The organism is Streptomyces sp. HP-A2021, assembly GCF_022807935.1.
Taxonomy (GTDB): domain Bacteria; phylum Actinomycetota; class Actinomycetes; order Streptomycetales; family Streptomycetaceae; genus Streptomyces; species Streptomyces afghaniensis.
Window position 1 is genome coordinate 6,825,722 of record NZ_CP094344.1, and the last position, 22,705, is coordinate 6,848,426.

23 protein-coding genes are annotated in these 22,705 nt (G+C 71.4%); 8 read left to right on the forward strand and 15 right to left on the reverse strand.

The window, feature by feature from the left end; translation table 11 throughout:
- Positions 1-10: 10 nt before the first annotated feature.
- On the forward strand, positions 11-838 hold the full coding sequence (locus MQE23_RS30835; protein ID WP_243380846.1) for an EI24 domain-containing protein: 828 nt from the start codon (positions 11-13) through the stop codon (positions 836-838).
- Here MQE23_RS30835 and MQE23_RS30840 read toward each other — a convergent pair.
- Together MQE23_RS30840 and MQE23_RS30845 are read right to left on the reverse strand one after the other, a co-directional pair.
- Positions 789-2,021: a hypothetical protein gene (locus MQE23_RS30840; RefSeq protein WP_020270034.1), complete on the reverse strand. Its 1,233-nt coding sequence runs from the start codon at positions 2,019-2,021 to the stop codon at positions 789-791. The genes MQE23_RS30835 and MQE23_RS30840 overlap by 50 nt on opposite strands.
- Before the next feature lie 94 nt (positions 2,022-2,115).
- Complete coding sequence (locus tag MQE23_RS30845; RefSeq protein WP_243380847.1) at positions 2,116-3,054, reverse strand: LysR family transcriptional regulator; 939 nt, start codon at positions 3,052-3,054, stop codon at positions 2,116-2,118.
- Between the two features lie 50 nt (positions 3,055-3,104).
- Between MQE23_RS30845 and MQE23_RS30850 the strand changes: the two genes are divergently transcribed.
- Positions 3,105-3,491: a RidA family protein gene (locus MQE23_RS30850; RefSeq protein WP_243380848.1), complete on the forward strand. Its 387-nt coding sequence runs from the start codon at positions 3,105-3,107 to the stop codon at positions 3,489-3,491.
- A 1-nt stretch (position 3,492) separates the two neighbouring features.
- On the opposite strand, the gene MQE23_RS30855 is transcribed toward MQE23_RS30850, so the two are convergent.
- Positions 3,493-4,077 (reverse strand): TetR/AcrR family transcriptional regulator, encoded by a 585-nt coding sequence (locus MQE23_RS30855; RefSeq protein ID WP_020270037.1) that lies wholly within the window; start codon positions 4,075-4,077, stop codon positions 3,493-3,495.
- A 64-nt stretch (positions 4,078-4,141) separates the two neighbouring features.
- On the opposite strand from MQE23_RS30855, the gene MQE23_RS30860 reads away from it, so the two are divergent.
- Positions 4,142-6,622, forward strand: a complete 2,481-nt coding sequence (locus MQE23_RS30860) for a glycoside hydrolase family 3 C-terminal domain-containing protein (protein WP_243380849.1) — start codon at positions 4,142-4,144, stop codon at positions 6,620-6,622.
- Between the two features lie 86 nt (positions 6,623-6,708).
- Here the strand turns inward: MQE23_RS30860 and MQE23_RS30865 are convergent, their stop codons facing one another.
- Together MQE23_RS30865 and MQE23_RS30870 are read right to left on the reverse strand one after the other, a co-directional pair.
- Complete coding sequence (locus tag MQE23_RS30865) at positions 6,709-7,680, reverse strand: aldose epimerase family protein (RefSeq protein ID WP_243380850.1); 972 nt, start codon at positions 7,678-7,680, stop codon at positions 6,709-6,711.
- Positions 7,681-7,707: 27 nt separating this feature from the next.
- Positions 7,708-8,595, reverse strand: coding sequence for an SGNH/GDSL hydrolase family protein (locus MQE23_RS30870; protein ID WP_037666978.1), 888 nt, complete (start codon positions 8,593-8,595; stop codon positions 7,708-7,710).
- Between the two features lie 259 nt (positions 8,596-8,854).
- On the opposite strand from MQE23_RS30870, the gene MQE23_RS30875 reads away from it, so the two are divergent.
- Positions 8,855-9,349, forward strand: a complete 495-nt coding sequence (locus MQE23_RS30875) for a DUF3145 domain-containing protein (RefSeq protein ID WP_020270041.1) — start codon at positions 8,855-8,857, stop codon at positions 9,347-9,349.
- A gap of 111 nt (positions 9,350-9,460) precedes the next feature.
- Here MQE23_RS30875 and fabF read toward each other — a convergent pair whose 3' ends face one another.
- The 5 genes from fabF to fasR all read right to left on the reverse strand — a co-directional run bounded on the left by fabF (position 9,461) and on the right by fasR (position 14,396).
- Positions 9,461-10,732 carry a beta-ketoacyl-ACP synthase II gene (gene fabF, locus MQE23_RS30880; RefSeq protein WP_037666980.1) on the reverse strand — a complete coding sequence of 424 codons (1,272 nt, stop codon included), beginning with the start codon at positions 10,730-10,732 and terminating at the stop codon, positions 9,461-9,463.
- An 86-nt stretch (positions 10,733-10,818) separates the two neighbouring features.
- On the reverse strand, positions 10,819-11,067 hold the full coding sequence (locus MQE23_RS30885) for an acyl carrier protein (RefSeq protein WP_003989952.1): 249 nt from the start codon (positions 11,065-11,067) through the stop codon (positions 10,819-10,821).
- 81 nt (positions 11,068-11,148) lie between these two features.
- Positions 11,149-12,150, reverse strand: coding sequence for a ketoacyl-ACP synthase III (locus tag MQE23_RS30890; protein WP_020270043.1), 1,002 nt, complete (start codon positions 12,148-12,150; stop codon positions 11,149-11,151).
- Positions 12,151-12,165: 15 nt separating this feature from the next.
- Positions 12,166-13,101 (reverse strand): ACP S-malonyltransferase, encoded by a 936-nt coding sequence (locus MQE23_RS30895; protein WP_020270044.1) that lies wholly within the window; start codon positions 13,099-13,101, stop codon positions 12,166-12,168.
- 89 nt (positions 13,102-13,190) lie between these two features.
- On the reverse strand, positions 13,191-14,396 hold the full coding sequence (fasR, locus tag MQE23_RS30900; RefSeq protein WP_243380851.1) for a fatty acid biosynthesis transcriptional regulator FasR: 1,206 nt from the start codon (positions 14,394-14,396) through the stop codon (positions 13,191-13,193).
- A gap of 61 nt (positions 14,397-14,457) precedes the next feature.
- Between fasR and MQE23_RS30905 the strand changes: the two genes are divergently transcribed.
- The gene (locus MQE23_RS30905) at positions 14,458-15,108 is read left to right on the forward strand and encodes a pirin family protein (RefSeq protein ID WP_037668304.1); all 651 of its coding nucleotides are present in this window, start codon (positions 14,458-14,460) and stop codon (positions 15,106-15,108) included.
- A 3-nt stretch (positions 15,109-15,111) separates the two neighbouring features.
- On the opposite strand, the gene MQE23_RS30910 is transcribed toward MQE23_RS30905, so the two are convergent.
- Positions 15,112-15,927, reverse strand: a complete 816-nt coding sequence (locus tag MQE23_RS30910) for a serine hydrolase domain-containing protein (protein WP_020271717.1) — start codon at positions 15,925-15,927, stop codon at positions 15,112-15,114.
- A gap of 18 nt (positions 15,928-15,945) precedes the next feature.
- Positions 15,946-16,413, reverse strand: a complete 468-nt coding sequence (locus MQE23_RS30915) for a GNAT family N-acetyltransferase (RefSeq protein ID WP_020271716.1) — start codon at positions 16,411-16,413, stop codon at positions 15,946-15,948.
- Between the two features lie 98 nt (positions 16,414-16,511).
- Here MQE23_RS30915 and MQE23_RS30920 point away from each other — a divergent pair, with 98 nt between their 5' ends.
- The gene (locus tag MQE23_RS30920; protein ID WP_020271715.1) at positions 16,512-16,976 is read left to right on the forward strand and encodes a MerR family transcriptional regulator; all 465 of its coding nucleotides are present in this window, start codon (positions 16,512-16,514) and stop codon (positions 16,974-16,976) included.
- The gene (locus tag MQE23_RS30925) at positions 16,973-17,986 is read left to right on the forward strand and encodes an aldo/keto reductase (RefSeq protein WP_020271714.1); all 1,014 of its coding nucleotides are present in this window, start codon (positions 16,973-16,975) and stop codon (positions 17,984-17,986) included. The genes MQE23_RS30920 and MQE23_RS30925 overlap by 4 nt, the downstream gene beginning before the upstream one ends.
- A 78-nt stretch (positions 17,987-18,064) precedes the next feature.
- On the opposite strand, the gene MQE23_RS30930 is transcribed toward MQE23_RS30925, so the two are convergent.
- The 3 genes from MQE23_RS30930 to MQE23_RS30940 all read right to left on the reverse strand — a co-directional run bounded on the left by MQE23_RS30930 (position 18,065) and on the right by MQE23_RS30940 (position 20,909).
- A complete protein-coding gene (locus MQE23_RS30930) occupies positions 18,065-18,928 on the reverse strand; it encodes a DUF4429 domain-containing protein (RefSeq protein ID WP_020271713.1) in 864 nt (287 codons plus the stop codon).
- A 66-nt stretch (positions 18,929-18,994) separates the two neighbouring features.
- Positions 18,995-20,203 (reverse strand): alpha/beta hydrolase, encoded by a 1,209-nt coding sequence (locus MQE23_RS30935; protein WP_020271712.1) that lies wholly within the window; start codon positions 20,201-20,203, stop codon positions 18,995-18,997.
- 73 nt (positions 20,204-20,276) lie between these two features.
- The gene (locus MQE23_RS30940) at positions 20,277-20,909 is read right to left on the reverse strand and encodes a TetR family transcriptional regulator (protein WP_243380852.1); all 633 of its coding nucleotides are present in this window, start codon (positions 20,907-20,909) and stop codon (positions 20,277-20,279) included.
- A gap of 114 nt (positions 20,910-21,023) precedes the next feature.
- On the opposite strand from MQE23_RS30940, the gene MQE23_RS30945 reads away from it, so the two are divergent.
- A complete protein-coding gene (locus MQE23_RS30945; protein ID WP_020271710.1) occupies positions 21,024-22,643 on the forward strand; it encodes an MFS transporter in 1,620 nt (539 codons plus the stop codon).
- Positions 22,644-22,705: the final 62 nt, after the last annotated feature.

The following is a 22,705-nucleotide window of genomic DNA, read 5'->3' on the forward strand; positions in this document are numbered from 1 at the left end:
GGGTTTTCCCATGAGCGATCTCGGGGTGGGTTTCCGGTACCTGCTGAAGGGCCAGCGGTGGGTGGCCCGGCACGGCAAGAGTTACGGCTTCGGGCTGCTCCCTGGCCTGATCACCCTCGTCCTGTACGCGGCGGCGCTCGTCGCGCTGGCGCTGTGGGGCGAGGACGCCGTCGCCTGGGCCACCCCGTTCGCCGACGGCTGGTCGAGCCCGTGGCTCGGGCTCTTCCGCGGCTTCCTGACCGCCGTGCTGTTCGCCCTCGCCCTGCTCCTCTCCGTCGTGACGTTCACCGCGGTGACCCTGCTGATCGGGCAGCCCTTCTACGAGAACCTCTCCGAGAAGGTCGACCGGGACGTGTCCCCGGACGGCCACGCCCCCGAGTCGGGCCTGCCGCTCTGGCGGGAGTTGTGGATCTCCGCCCGGGACAGCCTGCGGATCGTCCTCCGGGCCGCCCTGTGGGGCGTGCTGCTGTTCGCGTGCGGTTTCATCCCCGTCGTCGGCCAGACGGTCGTACCGGTGATCGGGTTCTTCGTCACCGGGTTCTTCCTCACCGAGGAACTGACCGCCGTCGCCCTCCAGCGCCGCAGCGTGGAACTGCGCACCCGCCTCGGCCTGCTCCGCTCCCGCAAGACCCTGGTGTGGGGCTTCGGCACGCCGCTGGCCGTGGCCTTCCTGGTCCCGTTCGTCGCGGTGTTCCTGATGCCGGGCGCGGTCGCCGGTGCCACCCTCATGGCGCGTGACCTGCTGGGCGAGGAGAACCGGGAGGACGGCGCGGAGGGCGACGGGGCCGTCACGACTCCTCCGCAGCCACCCTCAGGATCGTCCTCACCTGCGCGATGATGTCCAGCCGGTTCCGCACGAACTCCGGGTCGGTGACCTCCGTGGTGTTCCCGGTGCCGAACTGGAGCACGGGCGTGTGCACATGGCCGCCCGGCAGCCTGTCGTGCAGCCCCAGCCGGTCCCGCAGCAGCGTCGCCCGGTAGGCGATCTCGTTGGAGAGGTAGTCACCGCCGCCGCCCGCGCGAGCGGTCGAGCCGGGCGTCGGTCCGTCCGGGCGGACGACGGGCTCCGTGCCGCCCGCCGGGATCTCGGTGACGCCGGTGTTGTCGTACACGGGGAAACGGCCGGTGTCGGCGGTGACGATCGCCCGGTAGGGCAGCGTGGTCGTCGTCCACTGCGGCTGCGAGGCCGGGTCGGTGACGGGGACGGTCTCCGTACGGCCGATGTTGTCGTTGTCCGCGAAGCCGCCCCGCCAGGCCCCGTTGGTCCGCTCCACGTCGAACCGCCCGACCCGCCCCTGGCTCACGGTCGTGAACAGGTCGACCTCGGGCAGGTGCGGCCGCAGCGTGCGTTCCACCGTCCCCTCCGTGAAGTCCTGCCAGCGCACCGGGAACACGGCCGTCTCGATCCGGGCGGGGCCGTCCGCCGTCTCGATCACGGTGCCGTCGAGGGCGAGCGCGGTGGCGCCGGACGGGTTGGAGATACGGATGTCCCGGTCCAGGGTGAACGGGTCGAAGCCCGTGACCAGGATCCGCTTCAGGCCTTTGCCGTGCGGGTAGCCGATGGCCGTCCGGCCGCGTGAGGTGCGCTCCAGTTCGCCCAGCAGCGCGGTCCGCTGCCCGTCCGTCAGGCCGAACTCCGGCTCCCAGGTGCGTACTTCACGCGTCAGGGCGAGCCGTGCCCAGTACAGCGGCCGGTCGTCGTCCCGGCTGAGGTCTCCGTCGGCGGGACCGCGCCCCTGCGCCCGGTCGACGGCCCGCCGCCACAACTGAGTTCCCTCACGTACGACCGCCCGGCGGGCCTGCGCGTAGGAACGGGCCTCGTCGAGCGCCCGGGCGAACCTCGGGGCGACGGTGTCGAATCCGGAACGCCGCAGGATCTCCTGCGGGACGGCTCTGTCGAGCCGCCGCTCCTCGACGGTGGGGGAGGGGGCCGCCTCGGTGGCGCTCGCGGCCGTCGGGGTGCTGAAGCCGGTCAGCAGGGCCAGGCCGAGGACGCCGAGGCGAACGCGTATGGAATTCAAGGGGGTTCAGGCCTTCCGTCACGGTGGGGGTGGTGCGTGGTGCCGGACGGCGGCAGTATCGCGTGACCGCTGGTGGCCACGCCATGGGCGGGGCTCAGGCGGGGACCTTCGCCGCCGCCTCCCGCAGTGCGTCGATGAAGGCCACGGCCGCAGGGGTCGGGGACCGCTCTCGCACGGTCGCCGCGTACACCGCCCGGGCCGGGGCGCCCTCGTCGAGCACCCGCAGCAGCCTGACGTCCGGGCGGACGGCCTCGGCGGCGAGCGCCGGCACGAGCGTCACACCGAGCCCGGCGGCGACATAGCCCTGCTTGGCGGTCCACTCGCCGACGACGTGGGCCACACGTGGGCGAAAGCCCTGGCGCAGGGCCGCGTCCAGCAGCGTGCCTTCGGGCCGCGCGCTGCCGCAGATCCAGTCGGCGTCGGCGAACCGGCCGAGCGGCACCGGGCCTACGTGACCGGCGAGCGGATGCCCGGCGGGGACGGCGACGTACAGCGGCTCGTCGAGGAGGTGGTGCAGTGCGTACGCCTCCAGCGGGGCGCGACCGGTCGTCGACACGATCGCCAGGTCCAGGTGACCGGCCGTCAGCCGGTCCAGGAGAGCGGGGGTGAAGCCCTCCTCGCGGGTGACGCGGGCCCGGGGGTGGCGGGCGCGGAAGAGGGCCAGGGCGTGCGGCACCAGGGCCGCGTCGGCGGTGGCGAAGGCGCCGAACCGGAGCCGTCCGCCGGCCGCCTCGCGCAGGGCGTCGAGGTCGCGCCGGGCTTCGTGCAGCGCGGCGGCGACGGTCTCGGCGTGCGGCACCAGGAGCCGCCCCGCCTCCGTCAGCCGCACCCCGCGGGGCAGCCGGTCGAAGAGCGGGCCGCCGCCCAAGGCGGCCTCCAGCGAGGCGACTTGGCGGGACACCGCCGACTGAGTCCAGCCGAGCGTCCGGGCGGCCCCGGTGAACGAGCCGTGCCGGGCGACCTCCAGGAAGGCCCGCAGCCAGACGGTGGAGAGGTCGGGTATCTCGCCATGCGTGTACGGCATGTCTGCCATGCTAGACATTCGCTTGTCGCATCACCGGCACCCCGCCTAGCGTCGACGGCATGCAGATCACGCTGGACAACCCCGCCTCCGCACCCCAGCCCCTCAGCCCGTACTACTCCCAGGTCGCCCGCGTCGAACACGCCGACGGCAGCGCCCTGTTGTTCGTCTCCGGCCAGATCGCCGAGGGCGACACCCTCACCGAGCAGACCCGGGGCGTCTTCGAGACCCTCGCCGCACTGCTGGAGGCACACGGCGCCACCCTGGCCGACGTGGTCAGCATCCGCACGTACCTGACCGACATCGCGAAGCTGGAGGAGTACGGCACCGTGCGACGGCGGTTCCTCACCGGCACCCCGCCGACCAGCATGACCTTCGAGGTCTCCCGGCTCTTCCGCCCGGAGGCCCTCGTCGAGGTCGAGGTCGTGGCCGCCGTCCCCGTCCGCTAGGTCAGTCTGGTCGGTTTTCGCCCAGCAGCGTCAGGAAGTCCCGGAACGCGGACGGCATGTCCACGGACTCCGGGTCCAGCAGCCACTGGTACTGAAGGCCGTCCAGTACCGCCACGAGGAGGGGCGCGGCACGCTCGGGGGTGAGGCCGCTCGGCAGGCGGTCGCCGTACTCGGCGCGCAGCACCTCGGCCATGCCCTCGCGCACCCCGGTGTAGCGCTCCGTGAAGTACGTGCGCGCCGGATGGTCCTCCGTGACGCTCTCGCCGAGCAGCGCCGAGAAGGTCTGGATGATGGCGGGACGCATCGCGTTGTACTCGACGAGCGAGGCCAGCAGGTCCAGCCGCAGCCGGCCGGCGGGCATCGCGTCCCAGCGGTCCCGCTCCTGGAGCACCGCGACCAGCAGCCCCTCCTTGGTCGGGAAGTGGTGCAGCAGCCCCTGCTGGGTGAGCCCGACCCGTTCGGCGACCGCGGCCAGGCTGGCTCCCCGGTAGCCGCGCTCGGCGATCACCTCCAGCGCGGCCCGCACGATCTCCGCGCGCCGTTCCTCGCTCCTGGTCCTGGCCCTCATGGCGTCACCGTACGACATGCCGAACCGCTCATTATTACGAGAACATAACGAAACCTACCGCGTCACAGGTGGTCCGGGCACGATGGTGACGTCCAGCGGCTTTCGACGTGGAGGTGCCGACGTGGCGGAGACAGCAGAGGTACGGCGCGAGGCGGCGGTCGAGGCCGCCCTCGGCAAGCTCGACCTGGACGCCAAGGCACGGCTGCTGGCCGGCCAGGACATGTGGAGCCTGCCCGCCCTGCCGGAGGCCGGACTGGCCTCCCTGGTCATGTCCGACGGCCCGATCGGCGTCCGCGGGGTGCACTGGAGCGCCGACGACCCGTCCGTCGCCCTGCCCTCACCGACCGCCCTCGCCGCCACCTGGGACCCGGGGCTCGCCCACCGGGCCGGCGTGCTGCTGGCCCAGGAGGCCCGCCGCAAGGGAGTCCACGTCCTGCTCGCCCCCACGGTCAACCTGCACCGCTCCCCGCTCGGCGGCCGCCACTTCGAGGCCTACAGCGAGGACCCGTACCTCACGGGGCGGATCGGCGCCGCGTACGTCCGCGGCGTCCAGTCCGGCGGCGTCGGCACCACCGTCAAGCACTTCGTCGCCAACGACGCCGAGACCGACCGCCTCACGGTGAACAACCTCGTCGGCGAACGCGCCCTGCGCGAGCTGTACCTGGCCCCCTTCGAGGCGATCGTCGAGAACGCCCACCCCTGGGGCATCATGACCGCCTACAACACGGTCAACGGCACGACGATGACCGAGCACCACCACCTGGTCAACGAGGTCCTGCGCGGCGAGTGGGGCTTCGACGGGATCAACGTCTCCGACTGGACCGCCGCCCGCTCCACCACCGGCGCCCTCGCCGGCGGCCTCGACATCGCCATGCCCGGCCCGCAGACCGTCTACGGTGAGGCCCTCGCCCAGGCCGTACGGGACGGCCGGGCCGACGAGGCCCAGGTCGACGAGGCCGTCCGCCGCGTACTGCGCCTCGCCGCCCGCGTCGGCATCCTGGAGGGCGCCGAACCGGCCGTCACCGACCTGCCCGAGCCCGTCCACGGCGAGTCGCTCGCCCGCGAGATCGCCCGCCGCTCCTTCGTCCTCGTCCGCAACGAGAACGGCGCCCTGCCGCTGAAGCCCGGCCGGATCGCGCTGATCGGCGCCGCCGCCCGCGACGCCCGTGTCCTCGGCGGCGGCTCCGCCACCGTCTTCCCCGCCCGGACCGTCTCCCCGCTCGACGGCCTCACCGCCGCCCTCCCCGACGGCAGCCTCACCTACGCCCTCGGCGCCGACCCGAACACCGAACTCCCCGTCGCCGACCAGGGCTTCGACCTGCGGGCCGTCTGCCGCGACGGCGAGGGCACCGTCATCGGCACCCGCTCGGCCGCCGGCGGCCACATCCAGTGGATGGGCGACGACCTCCCGGACGGCGTCACCCACGACACCCTGGCGACCGTCGAGCTGACGGGCACCTTCACCCCGCGCGAGACCGGCACGCACACCTTCGGCATCAAAGGCCTCGGCCCCTTCAGGCTGGCCGTCGCGGGCACCACGTACTTCGACGACGTCCAGCGCCCCGCCGAGGACGGCGACCCCTTCGCGGCGTTCTTCGGATCCCCGGTGCCCCACGCCCGGGTCGACCTGACCACGGGCGAACCGGTCGAGGTCTCCCTGACCTACACCGTCCCGCCGCCCAGCGACCACCCCATGCGGACCATCGGCTTCACCCTCGCCCACCAGGATCCGCAGCGCGATCCCGACGAGCTGATCGCCGAGGCCGCAGCGGCCGCGCGGGCCGCCGACACGGCCGTCGTCGTGGTCGCCACCACCGACCGCGTCGAGTCGGAGGGCTTCGATCGCACGGACCTGCGCCTGCCCGGACGCCAGGACGACCTGGTCCGCGCCGTCGCCGCCGCCAACCCGGACACCGTCGTGGTCGTCAACGCCGGCTCCCCGGTGGAGATGCCGTGGCGCGACGACGTCGCCGCCGTGCTCCTCACCTGGTTTCCCGGCCAGGAGGGCGGCGCGGCCCTCGCGGACGTGCTCACCGGCGCCCACGAGCCCGGCGGACGGCTGCCCACCACCTGGGGCTCCCTCACCGACGCCCCGGTCACCCGGGTCGTGCCGACGGACGGCGAACTCCCCTACGACGAGGACGTCTTCATCGGCTACCGCGCCTGGGAGAAGCAGGGCCGCACCCCCGCCTACCCCTTCGGCCACGGCCTCGGCTACACCGACTGGACCTACGAGTCGGTCGAGGTCGAAGGGGCCGCCGACCGGGCCACCGCGAAGGTCCGCCTGCGCAACACCGGCGACCGCCCCGGCCACGAGGTCGTCCAGCTCTACCTCGCCCCGAGCGAGCCCGACCCCGCCCGCCCGGCCCGTTGGCTGGCCGGTTTCGCGGGCGTGGACGCCGGACCCGGCGAGAGCGTCGAGGCGACCGTCGAACTGCCGCGCCGGGCCTTCGAGATCTGGGACGAGACGACCATGTCGTGGTCGTTTGTGAAGGGTTCGTACGAGATCCAGGTCGGGCGCTCGATCACGGACCGCAGGATCACCGCGACGATTAACGTCTGATCCGGGACAAGTTCCCCACCGAGCAGCCCCGGTCCGGGACCTGACCCCTGGACCGGGGCTCGTGGTCTCTCAGGCCCCGACACCCTCTAGCGGATGCCGAACCCGTACACCGTCTCCGAGCGGTACACCCCGCCCTGCCGCAGCACCGTGTCCGGGAACTCCGGCCGGTTCGGGGAGTCGGGGAAGTGCTGGGTCTCCAGCGCGATGCCGTCGCCGGGCGCGAAGGGCTCGCCCAGATGGTCGGCGGTGTACAGCTGGAGTCCGGGCTCGGTGGTCGCCACCGTCAGCACCCGCCCGGACGCCGGGTCGTGCAGCTCCGCGACCTGTTCCGGAACGTCCGTCACACCCTTGTCGAGCACGAAGTTGTGGTCGTAGCCGGCGCCGACCTTACGGGCCTCGCGGAAGTCGAAGCGCGTGCCGGTCACGTCGTCCAGGCCGCCGGTCGGGATCAGATCCGCGTCCACCGGCGTGTACCGGGAGGCGGCCAGCCGCAGCTCGTGACCGCCCGCGTCGCCGGAACCGGCCAGGTTGAAGTAGCTGTGGTTCGTCAGGTTCACCACGGTCGGCGCGTCCGTCACCGCCTCGTAGGCGATCCGCAGCGCACCGCTCTCCTGGAGCGTGTACGTCGCCGAGACCTCCAGGCGCCCCGGGAAGCCCTCCTCCCCGTGCGGACTGACCCGCGCGAGCCGCACACCGTGCTCGACGGGCGTCCCCTCCCACACCCGCTTGTCGAAACCGCGTACTCCACCGTGCAGCGCGTTCGGCCCGTTGTTCGGTTCGAGTGCGTACGTCCGCCCGTCCAGCGGGAACCGGGCACCGGCGATCCGGTTGGCGTACCGCCCGACCAGGGCCCCGAGGTACGGCTCCGGATGCGTGAGATAACCGTCGAGGCCGGGGAACCCCAGCACCACGTTCCCGGCCCGGCCGACCCGGTCCGGCACCTCGACGGACTGCACGATTCCGCCGTACGACAGGATCCGCACCCGGACGCCCGATCGCTCCAGGGTCCAGCGGTGCACCGGCGTGCCGTCGGAAAGTGTGCCGAAGAGTTCGTTCATGTGCGGAACTCTAAGTCAGGCCCTGGGTCAGGGCCGCTGCGCCGTGACGGTCCGGTAGGCGATCTCCGCCAACCGGGCCTGTCCGTTCACGCTCGGGTGGAAGTAGTCCCAGCGGCTCAACTGGGCGGTGCCGAAGCGGTAGTCGTACACCGCGCCGCCGTCGTAGCGGCACCGCTCGTCCTTGGCGCAGACCTCCTTCAGGACCTTGTTGTAGTCCTCCACCCGCTTCTGCACCGTGTTCCGCCGCAGGTTCGCCGTCGCGTCCACGGCGTCCGCGTCACCCAGCATCGACGGGCAGATGCCCAGCTGCCAGACCTGCTTGCCCAGCGGGCTGGTGCGCCCCTGCGACCACAGCCGCTTCAGGTTCGGCACGCTCGCCACGAACACCTGGGCCTTGGGCAGCGCCTTGCGCAGGGAGCGCAGGGAGTCCTCGAAGTCGGCGCGGAACTCCGTCACCGGAGTCATCGCCGAGGGGGTGGCCCGGCAGGCGTCGTTGGCCCCCACCATCACCGTCACCAGCTGGGGCTTGCGCCGCACCGCCTGGGCGACCTGCCCGGGCAGGTCCGCCATCCGCGCCCCGGTCACGGCGTAGTTCCAGCTCCGCTCCGCGGCCCCGGCCCGCCCCAGCAGCCGCACGGCCAGGGAGTCGACCTCGGGGCTCGCCCCGGTCGCCCAGGACGCCTCCGGGCAGTCCGACAGCACGTCACAGGCGTCGAAACCCCGTGTGATGGAGTCGCCCACGGCCGCGACGGAACTCGGGCTGCGGTCCCAGAGGGGCGTGGGCCTGGGGGACGGCTTGGCGGTGGCGGACGGGGCCGGGGAGTCGCCCCCGACGGCGTCACACCCGGCGGCACCCAGGGCCGCCGCCACGGCCACGGCAAGAACGACGCGCGGGCGGTGGCTTCGCTTCCGCATCCCTGGTCCATCCCCTCGCCGCACCGTGCCTGTCTCCCCAACCAATAACAACGCACGAGGGTTCCCGACCGATCAGATGCAACGGCTCACACCCGTACAAGCGTCCCCCTGGGTGAATGGCGGGCGTTTCCCGGCACCGGGACCGACCGTACGTCACACTCCTTGCGTCACCGCACGGTAGCCTCGCCATCAACGTGACCCTCCCGGTCACAGCCGTTCCGCCCGTTTCCAAGATGTCCCGCTCTGCCCGGAGGTTCCGGTGACGACACGTGGAGTTCTGTACGTGCACTCGGCGCCGCGCGCGCTGTGCCCGCACGTCGAGTGGGCCGTCGCCGGGGTGCTCGGTACGCGCGTCAGCCTGGACTGGATCCGTCAGCCCGCCGCCCCGGGCACCTGGCGCTCGGAGTTCTCCTGGCAGGGCCAGGCCGGCACGGCGTCCAAGCTCGCCTCCGCACTCCGCGGCTGGCACCTCCTCCGCTTCGAGGTCACCGCGGAACCCTGCCCCACCGCCGAGGGCGAACGCTACAGCTGCACTCCCGACCTGGGCATCTTCCACGCGGTCACCGGCATCCACGGCGACATCCTCATCCCCGAGGACCGCCTGCGCGCGGCCCTGCAGCGTTCCCAGCAGGGTGAGACCAACCTGGAAGCAGAGCTCAACAAACTCCTGGGCAAGCCCTGGGACGACGAGCTGGAACCCTTCCGCTACGCGGGCGAGGGCGCCCCGGTCCGCTGGCTCCACCAGGTGGTGTAGGGCCTCCAGGGGCGCACTGCGCGACCAGCCCCTACCCGGCACACAACACGACACAAAACGGCGAGTGGCCCGAACTCACGAAGAGTCCGGGCCACTCGCCGTAAGGCAGGATCAAACCGTCCGGAACGCCAGCACCACGTTGTGCCCACCGAACCCGAACGAGTCGTTCAACGCGGCGATACGCCCGTCCACCGGCAGCTTCCGGGCCTCACCCCGCACCACGTCCGCGTTCGCCTCGGCCTCGGGGTCGAGGTTCTCCACGTTGATCGTCGGCGGAGCCACCCGGTGGTACAGCGCGAGCACGGTCGCCACCGTCTCGACACCGCCCGCACCACCCAGCAGATGCCCGGTCATCGACTTCGTCGCGGACACCGCGATGTGGTCGGTGTCGTCACCGAACACCTTCCGCAGCGCCTTCAACTCGGCGATGTCACCGGCCGGCGTCGACGTCGCGTGCGCGTTGACGTGCACGATCTCCGCCGGGTCCAGGTCGGTCCGCTCCAGCAGGTTCTGCAGGGCCTGCGAGATGCCCCGTCCCTCCGGCTCCGGCTGCACGATGTCGTGGCTGTCGGCGGAGATGCCCTGCCCGACCGCCTCGGCGTACACCCGGGCCCCGCGCTTGGCGGCGTGCTCGGCGGACTCCAGGACGACGACACCGGCGCCCTCGCCGAGGACGAAGCCGTCGCGGGCCACGTCGTAGGGACGCGACGCACCCTGCGGGTCGTCGTTGTTCTTGGACATCGCCATCATGTTGCCGAACGCGGCGATGGGCAGCGGGTGGATCGCCGCCTCCGTGCCACCCGCGACGACGATGTCGGCACGGCCGGTGCGGATCATCTCGATGGCGTAGCCGATGGCCTCGGCGCCCGAGGCGCAGGCGGAGACCGGCGTGTGCACGCCCGCCCGAGCACCCACGGCCAACCCCACGTTGGCCGACGGGCTGTTGGGCATCAGCATGGGAACGGTGTGCGGGGAGACGCGGCGGACGCCCTTCTCCTTGAGCACGTCGTACTGGTCGAGCAGCGTCGTCACGCCGCCGATGCCGGAGGCGATGACCGCGCCGAGCCGGTCCGGGTCGACGGCCGGGTCCTCGCCGGCCTTCGCCTCGAAACCGGCGTCGGCCCAGGCCTCCTTGGCCGCCACCAGCGCGAACTGCGCCGAGCGGTCGAGGCGGCGGGCCTGCGGCCGCGGGATGACCTCGGTCGGTTCCACGGCGACGGGCGCCGCGATACGGACCGCCTGCTCGGCGGCCCACTCCTGCTCCAGGGGCTTGACGCCGGAACGTCCGGCGACCAGGCCCTCCCAGGTAGAGGCTACGTCGCCACCCAGCGGTGTGGTTGCGCCGATACCGGTGACGACCACGGTGCGATTGGTCGGGCTCACGGGAATTCTTTCTCCAACGGATACGAGGATTAAGCGGCGCCACCGCCGGGTGGCGGGGCAGTCAGCCCAAGGGCCTGATCGACCGATCAGCCCTGGTGCTTGAGGATGTAGTCGGTCGCGTCGCCGACGGTCTTGAGGTTCTTGACGTCCTCGTCCGGGATCTTGACGTCGAAGCGCTCTTCGGCGGCGACGACGACCTCGACCATGGACAGCGAGTCGACGTCCAGGTCGTCGGTGAAGGACTTGTCCAGCTGGACGTCCTCAACCGGGATGCCGGCGATCTCGTTCACGATCTCGGCGAGACCGGCGACGATCTCTTCCTGAGTGGCGGCCATGTCGGCGCTCCTTCGTAGATGTTCCAGAGGGTGTGGCAGGTGTTTCTCCCGTGCCGGACCGCATGATCCGGCACGGAGTGCCTAGGGGAGGGTAACGACAGTCGCGGCGTAGACGAGACCCGCCCCGAAGCCGATGACGAGCGCGGTGTCGCCGCTCTTCGCCTCGCCGGTCGCCAGGAGCCGCTCCATCGCGAGCGGGATCGAGGCGGCCGAGGTGTTGCCGGTGGTGCGGATGTCACGGGCGACCGTGACGTGCTCCGGCAGTTTCAGCGTCTTCACCATCGAGTCGATGATCCGCACGTTGGCCTGGTGCGGGATGAAGACGTCCAGGTCGTCCGCGGTGATCCCGGCCGCGTCCAGCGCCTGCTGGGCGACCTTCGCCATCTCGAACACGGCCCAGCGGAACACCGCCTGGCCTTCCTGGGTGATCGCGGGGAACTTCTCGACCGTCCCGTCGCGGTAGTCCGTCCACGGCACGGTCTGCTTGATGGTCTCGGACTTGTCGCCCTCCGAGCCCCACACGGTCGGGCCGATCGCGGGCTCCTGGGCCGGGCCGACCACGACCGCGCCGGCGCCGTCGCCGAACAGGAAGGCCGTCGCGCGGTCCTCCAGGTCGGTCAGGTCGCTCAGCCGCTCCACGCCGATCACCAGGACGTACTCCGCCGAGCCCTCGACGATCATGCCCTTGGCGAGCGTGAGGCCGTAGCCGAAGCCCGCGCAGCCCGCCGAGATGTCGAAGGCGGCGGCCTTGTCGGTGCCCAGCTTGTCGGCGATCTCGGTGGCGACGGCCGGGGTCTGCTTGAAGTGTGAGACCGTCGAGACGATCACGCCGCCGATCTGCTCGACGGAGATGCCCGCGTCCGCGATGGCCTTGCCGGAGGCCTCCAGCGACATCGCGGCGACGGTCTCCTCGTCGGAGGCCCAGTGCCGCGTCTCGATGCCGGAGCGCGAGCGGATCCACTCGTCGGACGACTCGATCGTCTCCAGGATCACCTCGTTCGGCACGACCCGGGTCGGGCGGTAGCCGCCCACGCCGAGGATGCGCGCGTACGGGGCGCCCTTGCTGGGCTTGATCTTCGCCATGCTCTCGGGCTCCTTCTAAGCACTCTGCTCGGCGATGAGCTCGCGAGCCGCGTCGAGGTCGGCGGGGGACTTCAGAGCCAGCGTCTTCACCCCGGGCAGGGCACGCTTGGCGAGGCCGGTGAGGGTCCCGCCGGGGCACACCTCGATCAGGGCCGTCACACCGAGCTCCTTGAAGGTCTCCATGCACAGGTCCCAGCGGACCGGGTTGGCGACCTGGCCGACCAGACGCTCCAGCACCTCGGTGCCGGCGGCGACGGCCTGCCCGTCCTTGTTCGAGACGTAGGTGATCTTCGGGTCACCGGTGCCCCGAGCCTCGGCGGCGGCCTTCGCCAGCGATTCGACCGCGGGGGCCATGTGGTGCGTGTGGAACGCGCCGGCCACCTTCAGCGCGACGACCTTGCGCACGCCCTCGGGCTTGTCCGCCTCCAGCGCGGCGAGCTGCTCCTTGGTGCCGGCCGCGACGATCTGGCCCGCGCCGTTGATGTTCGCCGGGGTCAGGCCGAGCTTCTCCAGGTGCGCGACCGTCACGTCGGGGTCGCCGCCGAGAAGCGCCGCCATGCCGGTCTCGGTGACGGCGGCGGCCTCGGCCATGGCGAGCCCGCGGGTGCGGACCAGGCGGAGCGCCTCCTCGTGGGGGAGCACCCCGGCGAGCGAGGCCGCGGTGAACTCACCGACGCTGTGCCCGGCGACGGCGCCGACCTTCCGTGGGAGGTCGGCCGGGTCGTCGAACAGCATCGAAGCGGACGCCATTCCGGCCGCGACCAGCAGCGGCTGCGCCACCGCGGTGTCGCGGATCTCCTCCGCGCCTGCCTCGGTGCCGTAACGGATCAGGTCGAGACCCGCGGCGTCCGACCAGGCCTCGAGGGCACCGCGGACACCGGGGAAGTCGAGCCATTCAGTCAGGAAGCCGGGCGTCTGGGCGCCCTGGCCGGGAGCGACGAGTACGAGCACTCTCACACTCTCTCTTGGGGACGGGCACGGCCGCCCGTGGGGACAGGGACGAAGAACACGAGGGGGTTTTGTCGAGCCCCGACAAAACCTTAGGGCTGGAGATCTCCATCGACCAGACGCCCCAGGATCAGCGCGATCCGCAGTGTGAACGCAGAGCGTACATCGGAGGGTGACCAGCCGGTGACGTCAGTCACACGTCGAAGCCGGTAGCGGACGGTGTTGGGATGCACGAACAGCATCCGGGCGGCGCCTTCGAGGCTGCTCGCCTGTTCGAGATAGACGCTGAGGGTCTCCAGGAGCGCGGCCCCGGCCTCCTCCAGCGGTCTGTAGATCTCCTCCACCAGTTGCTCGCGGGCCGAGGGGTCACCGGCCATGGCCCGCTCCGGGAGCAGGTCGTCCGCCAGCACCGGGCGCGGGGCGTCCTGCCAGGCCGAACACGCCTTGAGGCCCGCCGCCGCGGCCTGCGCGGACCGGGTCGCGGCCTGCAGATCCGGCACCACCGGGCCCGCCACGACCGGCCCGGCGGCGAACGGGCCGATGAGCGACTTGGCGACGGCGAGCGGGTTGTCGCTGCCGCCCGCGATGACGACCAGCCGGTCGCCGAGCACCCCGGTGAGCACCTGGAGCTTGGCGTGCCGCGCCGCGCGCCGTATGGCCTCGACGGTCAGCTCGCTGTCCCCGTCGGGCGCGGTGCCGAGCACGACACACACGTGCTCGGGCGAGTTCCACCCGAGGGCGGCGGCCCGCGACACGGCGCCCTCGTCGGCCTCGCCGCTGAGCACGGCGTTCACGACCAGGGACTCCAGGCGGGCGTCCCAGGCCCCGCGTGCCTCGGCGGCCTGCGCGTACACCTGGGCGGTGGCGAAGGCGATCTCCCGGGCGTACACGAGCAGGGCCTCGCGCAGCACCCCCTCGTCTCCCGGGGCCGCGACCTCGTCGATCGCGGACTCCATGACCTCGATGGTGGTGCGCACCATCTCCACGGTCTGGCGCAGCGTGATCGCCCGGGTCAGTTCGCGCGGCGCGGTTCCGAACACGTCGGTGGAGATGGCCTGCGGGGCCTCCGGATGCCGGAACCACTCGGTGAAGGCGGCGATACCCGCCTGCGCGACCAGACCGATCCAGGAACGGTTCTCCGGGGGCATGGCCCGGTACCAGGGCAGCGTCTCGTCCATCCGCGCGATGGCCTGCGCGGCGAGCGATCCGGACGACTTCTCCAGCCGCTTCAGCGTCGCGGCATGCGGATGGACTTCGTGGGCTGCGGCCTGGTTCTTGCTGGTTTCGGGTTCGGGCACGGGACAAGACTGCCTTATCCGGACGGGAAGGTGCGTCGCCGGGTCTACGGTGGACTCCGTGATGGACATTCGGCGCGCCGAAGAGCGCTACCAGGGCGGTGACCCGGCGGCCGGAATCGAGAGCCGGCACGCCTTTTCCTTCGGGCCTCACTACGACCCGGACAACCTCCGTTTCGGCGCGGTGATCGCCTGCAACGAGGAGCACCTGGCGCCCGGCGCCGGCTTCGACGAGCATCCGCACAGCCACACCGAGATCGTGACGTGGGTGGTCGAGGGAGAGCTGACCCACCGGGACTCCACCGGGCACGAGTCGGTGGTGCGCCACGGAGACGTCCAGCGGCTGAGCTCGGCGGGCGGCGTGCGGCACGTGGAGCGCAACGACGGCCCCGGCCCCCTCACCTTCGTCCAGATGTGGCTGGCCCCGCTCCGGCCCGGCGGCGACCCGTACTACGAGGTCGTCCACGGCATCGCCGACTCGACGCCCTACGCCGTCCCGGAGGCCGGCGCGATGCTGCACGTACGGCGCCTGGGGGCGGGGGAGCGGACGGCGGTACCGGACGCGGCGTTCGCGTACGTGCACGTCGTGCACGGGGAGGTACGCCTGGACGGCGAGACGCTGGGCGCCGGCGACGCGGCCCGGATCACCGACGCGAAGGCCCTGGAAGCCGAGGGCGTGACGGAGGCGGAGCTGCTCGTCTGGGAGATGAACTAGGGCCTAGAGCTCGGCCAGCACCGCGTCCGTGAACGGCGGCCACGCCTCGATCGCCCACGGCCCGAACGCCCGGTCCGTCAGCGCGACGCACGCGGCCCGGGCGTCGGGGTCGATCCACAGGAACGTCCCGGACTGCCCGAAGTGCCCGAACGTGCGCGGCGAGGACGAGGAGCCCGTCCAGTGCGGCGACTTGGAGTCGCGGATCTCGAAGCCGAGCCCCCAGTCGTTGGGGTTCTGGTGGCCGTACCCCGGCAGGACGCCCTTCGTGCCCGGGTAGTGCACGGTCATCGCCTCGGCGACCGTACGGGGGTCCAGCAGGCGCGGGGCCTGCACCTCGGCTGCGAACCGCAGCAGGTCCTCGACCGTGGACACGCCGTCCTTGGCCGGAGAGCCGTCCAGGGTCGTCGACGTCATGCCCAGCGGTTCCAGCACGGCCTGCCGCAGGTACTCCCCGAACGGGATGTCGGTCGCCTTCGCGATGTGGTCGCCGAGCTGCTCGAAACCGGCGTTGGAGTACAGCCGCCGCTCCCCGGGCGGGGCCGTGACCTTGTGCTCGTCGAAGGCGAGGCCCGAGGTGTGGGCGAGCAGGTGCCGGACCGTCGACCCGGCCGGACCGGCGGGCTCGTCGAGCTCGACGGCCCCCTCCTCGTAGGCGACGAGCACCGCGTAGGCGGCGAGCGGCTTGGTCACCGACGCGAGCGGGAACCGCTGTCCGGCCGGTCCATGGGTGCCCAGGACGGTGCCGTCCGCCCGTACGACACCCGCCGCGGCGGTGGGAACCGGCCAGTTCTCGATCAGCGCGAGGCTCTTCAGCGACATGCGTTCGAGCCTATGCGCTCAGAGCGTCAGCTCCAGCAAGGGGTCGGGCTTGGGCCGGAAACCGAGGGAGACGTACAGCGGCTCGGCCTCGGGCGAGGCGGTGAGCTGCACACGCCGGGCGCCGCGCTCCCGGAACCATCCCAGCAGCGTCGTCATGCACGCGCGCGCATACCCACGGCGCCGCGCGGACGGGTCGGTGGCGACACTGAAGACGAAGCCCACCATGCCCCGCGGGTCGCCCGACTTCCCGATGCGGTAGTCGATCGTCCCGGCCACCAGCGACGCCAACGCCCCCGGCCGCTCCGGGTGGTCCACGACGAACGCCGTGAAGTCCCCGTCCGGCTCGCCCAGTTTGGCCCTCAAAGTGGGGAGCGACTCCCCGTGCCACACGGCGGAGGGGTCCCCGAACAACGAGTCGATCATGATCTGGCGCAGGCGGAGGACTTCCTCGGCGTCCTCGGGCAGGGCGCGGCGTACGGCACTCATGACGCCCTACGCTAACCAGCCGGATCAAGAGCCGTCCTGCCGATTTCTTACCGTCCGCGCTTGCTTGGAGTGCACTCCAAGGTTCTAGCGTTGGGGTCATGACGGTGATGGAGACCACGGGTACCAGGACCGACACCTGCGCCGGCCCGCCCCAGCAGAACCGGCGTCCGGACGGCGAGGACCGCTACACGATCAGCGAGGTCGTCGCCCTGACCGGCCTGACGGCGCACACCCTGCGCTGGTACGAGCGCATCGGCCTGATGCCGCACATCGACCGGTCCCACACCGGCCAGCGACGCTACACCAACCGCGACCTCGACTGGCTCGACCTCGTCGGCAAGCTCCGCCTGACGGGCATGCCGGTCGCCGACATGGTCAGGTACGCGGAACTCGTGCGTGAGGGCGATCACACCTACGGCGAGCGCTTCGAGCTGCTGAAGACGACCCGCGAGGACGTGCTGGCCAGGATCGACGAACTCCGGGGCACGCTCGCCGTGCTCGACCGGAAGATCAGTTTCTACGCGGACGCCGGGCGGGCCCTGGCGTCGGAGAGGTCCCGATGACGGACGGCAGGATCACGACGGCGAAGCTCGGCGACAACGGCCCGGAGGTGGGCGTCCAGGGCCTCGGCTGCATGGGCATGAGCTTCGGCTACGGCCCCTCGGACGCGGACGCGTCCCGGGCCACCCTGGAACGCGCCCTCGAACTTGGCGTCACCCTCTACGACACGGCCGACGCCTACGGCGCCGGCGAGAACGAGCGGTTCCTGGCGCCGTTCCTCAGGGCGCACCGCGACGAGGTCGTCATCGCGACCAAGTTCGCCCTGTCGATCCCCCCGGACGACCCGACGCGCCGCATCGTCCGCAACGACCCGCCCTACATCCGCCAGGCCGTCGAGGAGAGCCTGAAGCGCCTCGACGTCGACGTCATCGACCTCTACTACATGCACCGGCGCGATGTGAACGTGCCGATCGAGGAGAGCGTCGGCACCATGGCCGACCTGGTCCGCGAGGGCAAGGTCAAGCACCTGGGCCTGAGCGAGGTGACGGCGGACGAACTGCGCGCCGCCCACGCGGTGCACCCGATCGCGGCCGTGCAGTCGGAGTGGTCGCTGTTCAGCCGTGACATCGAGCCGAAGGTCGTCCCCGCGGCCCGCGACCTGGGCGTGGCCCTGGTCCCCTACTCCCCGCTCGGCCGCGGCTTCCTCACGGGTTCCTTCGCCAAGGCCGAGGACCTGACCTCCGGCGACTTCCGCCGCCAGCAGCCCCGTTTCACGGGGGACAACGCGGCGGCCAACGCCTCCCTGCTGGATCTGATCCGCTCGGTGGCCGACTCCCACGGCGCGTCGCTCGGCCAGATCGCCCTGGCCTGGGTCCAGCAGCAGGCGACGATCCACGACCTCCCGGTGATCCCGATCCCCGGCACCCGCAAGCCGTCCAGGGTGGAGGAGAACACGGCAGCGACCAGCATCGTCCTGACGGACGAACAACTGGACCTGCTGAACGGGATAGCGGCCCAGGTGGCAGGCAACCGCTATGCGGACATGGCGTTCACTTCAGCAGGCCGTGAGTAAAGGCTTTCAGGGGCGCGGGGAACTGCGCGACCGGCCACGAAGCACCCGCACCCGCCGGCGCGCAGCACCCCGCAGACGCTAAAGCTCCGCCAACAATTCCGCCTTTTTGACCGAAAACTCCTCATCGGTCACCAACCCGGCCTGATGCAACTCCCCAAGGTGCCGAATCCGCTCGGCGATGTCCGCGGGATCACGCCGCGGCCCGCCCGCGGACACAGCCGCCACCGGACTCGACGTCCGCACCGCCGCCAACACCGCCGCGGCGAACGGCAGCGACTCGTGCACAGGCCCGTACCCCAGCCCGAACACCACCGCGGCCGGATCCTGGTCGGCCTGCGCAGCAGCCCCGGCCCCCGACTCGTCGCGCCGCAGCAACCGCAGATGCCCTTCGAAGACCTCGGGCGACCGCCACTCCACCCCGTTCAGCTCCCCGACGGAGAAACTCTGGTCCCCGGCCTTCCACTTCGCCGACGACGCCCCGGTCCAGAACCACCGGAAGTTCACCGTCCGCCCGTCGAACGAGGCCTTCCCGTCGTACGCCTTGAACGACAACGGCCCCTTCGGCGGCTCCACGAGGAACCGCTCCGCCGGCCCGGACTCCGTCAGCAGCGACCGCAGCTCGTCGGCGTAGTACTCCGCGAGGACCTCCCGGTCGGCGGGCAGCACCAGCCGGTAGGGATCGCCGCTGTCCTTGAGCTGTCCGGCGGCCGCCTCCATCAGCGGATCCGCACCGGGCCGCGGCTCGACGCGCAGCACCACCGTGCCCCGCTTCCCGCGGGTCAGTGTCACCCCGGCGATCGCGTCCAGGGGCACACGCCGTTCCCCGAGTGCCTGGAAGAGCTTGGGTGTTCGAATCCCCCGTTCGTAACGGATGAGCATGGAGTCGGACTCGAACTCCCAGGCGGCATGAAATCCGGCCAGTACGTCACCCATGCGGCTCATCGTATGCGGCACGCGCTCCTCCGTCCCCCTCCCGAGCAGACCGCAGTTTCTTCGCCTCTACGCGCGTCAGGCCGCGGCCGTGCCGGACAAACCGGTCCGGCAGACGCCTTCTTCGTGCGCGCAGTGCACCGAGCGGTATGCGCCAACGCCGATCTCTGCGAAATTCATCAGACTTGCCGTGCCCGGCTCGAAGTAGCCGGCGTGACCCTTCGCACCCTGCGCGGACAGCACCCGCGCACCGAACCCGCTGGACACCGGGTCGGCCCCGTGGCCCAGCCCGCCGACCTCCAGGTACGGCACGTCCTGGATCCAGTCGTCGGCGTCCCGCATCGCCCACACCCGGGCGGTGGTGTGCAGCTGGGTGGCCTTCTCGACGCGCATGCCGGGGCTGCCGGCCACCGCGATGTCGGACACCCGGTCCGGCAGCGAGTGCGCGGCGACCCCGCACACCACGGAGCCGTAGCTGTGGCAGAACAGCGAGACCGGCGCACTGTTCGGCAGCGCCCGCACCAGCGCGTTCAGCCGTACCGCCCCCTCCTCGGCGCGCAACCCCGTGGCCGAGTCGATGCCGAGTCCGCTGGGTGCCGTGTAGTCGGCCCAGGCGATCACGGCCGTACGGGTCGCGGGGCTCGCTGTCCGCTCGGCCGCGTACAGGGACTCGGCCATGCCGACGGGCGCCGAGTACTTGCGCTGGGTGCGCTGGAAGGTGAGCAGGTTGGTGTCCACACCGGGTACGACGACCGAGACCCGGTCCGCCTCGCGCAGGTCGCCGAAGACCTCCGCCACCCGCCCCGAGCCCTCGGGGTCGAAGGCGAGGATGTGGCGGCCCTTCTCCATGAGGTCGTCGAAGCGGTGCATCCGGCGGGCGGCCTCGTGCTTCCCGGCCGGGGTGAGACGGCTGTCGTGCATGCGTTCCTGCTCGACCTTGCGTGCCTGGCCGAGCGCGACGCGATTGGCGCGGTAGCGCAGATCGACCGGGGCGCCGTTCATGTTGCCGACCGCGAGCGGGTACTCGCGGACCAGGCTCGCGCGGTCCCGCTCGGTGAGCGAGGCGAAGAAACGGGCCAGCTTCGTCGGCTGGGACTGCGGGTCCGGCAGCCGGTGACCGCCGATCCGGCCGTGCTCCCAGGCGGAGAGCGAGGCCTGGAGCGGCGTGTCGCCCCGCTGGTTGCGCAGGGCCGTCCAGCCGGTGGTCGCCAGCATCACGAACACGACGGCCAGAGCGAGCAGTGCGCGCCAGACGTTCAGTTGCGGGGTGGTGTCGAAGGAAGTCACTGAAAGGACACACTAGGAGAACGAAGGGGTCTCGCGTTAACCAAGTGACCGGGATCACGTTTCGGTGAATGGGCTAAGGGGACTGCTCCGTACGCCAGTTCCCGGCCAGGGCGGGACCCACCTGATCCAGGTAGGTGGCGGTGAGTTGGCGCATTCCTTCGAGCGTGAGGTCGTCCCCCGCGGACCACAGCCGCTCGGTGACACGAATCACTCCGCCGAAAAGGGCCACGACGATTCTGGGCCGCGGATCGGCGTCCACGTCGAGCCCCTCGCGTTCGGCGATGATGCGCGCGAGCTCCTCCTCCACTTCCGCCGCCCGCCGCAGATGGGCGGCGAGCAGTGCGGGCGTCGACTCGATCACCCGGTAGACGCGCATGTGGAGCTCGACCGGCACGATCTCCTCGATCGTCTCGTTGATCCTGTCCCAGCTCTCCAGCACGGCCCGGCGCAGCGCCTCCAGCGGGGCCTCGCCCGGCGGCCGGGCCCGTACGGCCTCGACGACCTGCGTCTCCGCGAGCCGCGGCACGTAGAACGCCGTCTCCTCCTTGCCGGCGAAGTAGCGGAAGAAGGTGCGCTGCGAGACGTCGACGGCGGCGGCGATGTCGTCGACGGTCGTCTCCTCGTACCCGCGCGTGGCGAACAGTTCCAGGGCGGCCCGCAGTAGCGCGTCCCGGGTGCGCCGTTTCTTGCGTTCGCGCAGGTTCAAGAGGTGCCTTTCTCTGAAGGGTTTGCCCAGTTCAGGCTATACGGGAGTGTCGTGTCAGTTACCGACTTGTGAATTGGTTTGTCAATTGTCAGTGACTGTCATTAGCCTCGAAGCATGACTAGTCAGACCACCATCGACACGACGGGGTCCGGGGGCGGGGCACCGGCGACGCCGTCGGACGCGACGCCGGGCAAGGGGCTGCGAGGGCACCCCTGGCTCACCCTCATCACCGTCGCAGTGGGGGTCATGATGGTGGCCCTCGACGGCACCATCGTGGCCATAGCCAACCCCGCGATACAGAAGGACCTCGGCGCCACCTTCGCCCAGGTCCAGTGGATCACCAACGGATACTTCCTCGCCCTCGCGGTCTCCCTGATCACCGCGGGCAAGCTCGGCGACCGCTTCGGTCACCGGCAGACCTTCCTCATCGGCGTCGTCGGCTTCGCCGCCGCCTCGGGGGCCATCGGTCTGTCCGACAGCATCGCGCTGGTCGTCACCTTCCGCGTCCTGCAGGGCCTCTTCGGCGCGCTGCTGATGCCGGCCGCGCTCGGCCTGCTGCGGGCCACCTTCCCGGCCGAGAAGCTCAACATGGCGATCGGCATCTGGGGCATGGTCATCGGCGCGTCCACCGCCGGCGGCCCGATCCTCGGCGGCGTGCTCGTCGAGCACGTCAACTGGCAGTCGGTGTTCTTCATCAACGTGCCGGTCGGTGTCCTCGCCGTCGTCCTCGGCGTCTGGATCCTGCTCGACCACCGCGCCGAGAACGCCCCGCGCTCCTTCGACCTCCTGGGCATCGCCCTGCTGTCCGCCGCGATGTTCTGCCTGGTCTGGGCCTTGATCAAGGCTCCGGAGTGGGGCTGGGGCGACGGCAGGACGTGGGCGTTCATCATCGCGTCGGTCGTGGGCTTCGCGTTGTTCGCCTTCTGGGAGACGAAGGTCAGGGAGCCGCTGATCCCGCTGGCGCTGTTCCGTTCCGTCCCGCTGTCCGCGGGCGTCGTGCTGATGATCCTGATGGCCATCGCCTTCATGGGCGGGCTGTTCTTCGTGACGTTCTACCTCCAGAACGTGCACGGCATGAGCCCGATCGACGCCGGACTGCACCTGCTCCCGCTCACCGGCATGATGATCGTCGGCTCGCCGCTCGCCGGCGCGATGATCACCAAGGCCGGCCCGCGGATCCCGCTCGCGGGCGGTATGGCGCTCACCGCGATCGCCATGTACGGGATGTCGACGCTGGAGACGGACACCGGCAGCGGCATCATGTCGGTCTGGTTCGCCCTGCTCGGCCTCGGCCTCGCGCCGGTCATGGTCGGCGCGACCGAAGTCATCGTCGGCAACGCCCCGATGGAGCTGTCGGGCGTGGCGGGCGGTCTCCAGCAGGCCGCCATGCAGATCGGCGGCAGCCTCGGCACGGCCGTGCTGGGCGCCGTGATGGCCTCCAAGGTCGACAGCGACCTCGCGGGCAACTGGACGAAGGCCGGGCTTCCTCCGCTGACGCCGGAGCAGGAGCACCAGGCGTCCGAGGCGGTCCAGGTCGGTGTCCCGCCGGTGGCGCCGGGCACGCCGGACGCGATCGCCGCGAAGATCACGGGCGTCGCGCACGACACGTTCATCTCCGGCATGAGCGCGGCGTCCCTCGTGGCCGCCGGCGTCGCCGTGGTGGCGGTGCTGGTGGCGTTCCTCACCAAGCGCGGTGAGAACGCGGGCGCCGGTGCGGGCGCGGCGCACATCTGACGGTCTTTTTCCGGGCGTTCGCCTATCAGGGTGAACAAGACCGCCGACCACTCCCCTCCGGC